This window comes from Halovenus aranensis (assembly GCF_900100385.1).
In the GTDB taxonomy this organism is placed as follows: domain Archaea; phylum Halobacteriota; class Halobacteria; order Halobacteriales; family Haloarculaceae; genus Halovenus; species Halovenus aranensis.
The window spans coordinates 1-1,883 of record NZ_FNFC01000049.1 but is presented as its reverse complement, the minus strand read 5'-3'; the positions used below and the strand labels follow the sequence as shown (position 1 = coordinate 1,883).

At 45.2% G+C, this 1,883-nt stretch carries 1 protein-coding gene; it reads left to right on the top strand.

Annotated features, from left to right (window positions below):
• Nucleotides 1-1,664, top strand: a 1,664-nt coding sequence (locus BLR34_RS16530) for a hypothetical protein (protein ID WP_218120933.1), incomplete at its 5' end; no start/stop codon positions are given.
• Nucleotides 1,665-1,883 lie beyond the last annotated feature (219 nt).

The following is a 1,883-nucleotide window of genomic DNA, read 5'->3' as shown; positions in this document are numbered from 1 at the left end:
TTATAACCAAAGCGATCGGATCTCCATACCCAATTCTCCAGATTACAACGGTGATGGCTCTTACTGTCGGGGTCATCCCCGTCCTCTGGGACCGTACCTATGTTCCTTACCTTATAGGACTTGTCTGTTTCGTTGCTATTTCGTATCGTCTTGTCATTACATCTTTTGCGCCCCGTATTATCGGGATAGATCCGAACGCATTTGCTGTTCAAGTCCAGCTCATACTCAATACAGGGTCAATTGACCCACTCAATATCCCATTTTATGATGTTGCACCTGTCTTCCAAATCTTTACGGTGACTTTTACTCTGATCTCCGAAACATCTGTCCACAACGGAATGGCGATATGGACCGTTGTAAGCGGATTATTAGTACCACTTCTTGTCTTTGTGTTCGGTAGCCGGTCATGGCCGGGAGTAGGTAATCAGGTTGTTGCGACAATTGCAGCTGTATTTGCAAGTGTAGGGGTATCTCATATACAGTTTAGTTACTGGCCGGTTCCCAGCATGGTAGGAGCGTTATTTTTTATCGCTCTATTAATTGGGTTCATAATGTACGTAGAAAATCCATCAAACCGCTATAATTGGTCGGCAGTAATCGGTGTCTTTTCGCTGGCTGCAATGTTCACTCATAAACTTCCAATCTTTGCTTTCTTGTTAGTTTTTTGTGTATTTTTGTTGATTAGATTTATCGATCAAAAGCCGCTCACGTACTCCACACGGGGGTCTGACGTCACCCTCATCTTAGTTGTCGGGATAATAGTAAGTCTGCAATTCCTCTATTTAACGGACTTCCTCAGAGTAATGATTACATACATATCCCAGGCTCTTTCCGGAGATATTGGTTTTGGGGCTGGGAGAGACCTCTACGCCCCCGCTGCGACATCCGCAATACCCCCTTTCACTACGCGAGCGATGAACCGCATTGGTGTGATCCTTTTACTTGGGATTGGAGGCATTGTATGGATGTGGCTCTTCATCAGATCTTCATACTCATCAAATAAATTAAATATTCTCCTGTCGGCAAGTGGTGTTACAGCTGTTTTGGTAGTTGTCGGAACAGTAACACCAGCGGGATCACTCCGGCGAAATATGCTCCTTGCTGAGCTTGTTGTTGTGGTGTTAGTCGGTGGTGGAATCTGGATCTTTGCTCGAACCATATTATACAACCGTACATTTTTCATAACACTAGCGAATTCCATCCTTGTGATTGGTCTGATCGGAATAATAATCGTATCACAATTTATGGCCCCGCCGACGACAATTGATCATCCAGATGAACCACGGTATTATCTCAATAACGCTGAGATCAAGGCTGATGAGTTCCGATACGATCGGGTCCCCAACATAGTTGTAAGGGATTACTTCTATGCTTACCAGGTGTCAGATATACCACAAGCAGCAGAGTATCGGCCAGACCAGCACCAGCAGGGGTCAAAGTTCCCGCGCCTCTTAGAATGGATGGACAGGGATGGCTATTTAATTGGGGATCTCGCTGATCGAGGATATGAGTCGGTAGCTATCCGTCCGGAGTTAGATATATATTTATTCAGAGGTGGTCCGTATTATCTTGAGTGGGACCCGGAAAAAACACTCGACAGACGTCAAGAGTATCACCGCGGATACGATAACGGTGACGTCGTGTTATATATGAGAGAGAACTAGTAGTACCTATTCATCCGCCCGTGGAATATCAGCAAATGCGTTCAGTCTAAATTCTGAGTAGATGATCAAAAGTGTTTGACCACCTGATAGAGAGGCATGTGATCAAGAAATATTTTTACCACGACGCTCTTCTGTAGAGGATTGTTGGTGAACTGGCGTAGTAGCTGGAAGTCACAGCAGGCAAGGGTGACGCAGACACGTCACCCGACGAACAATGTT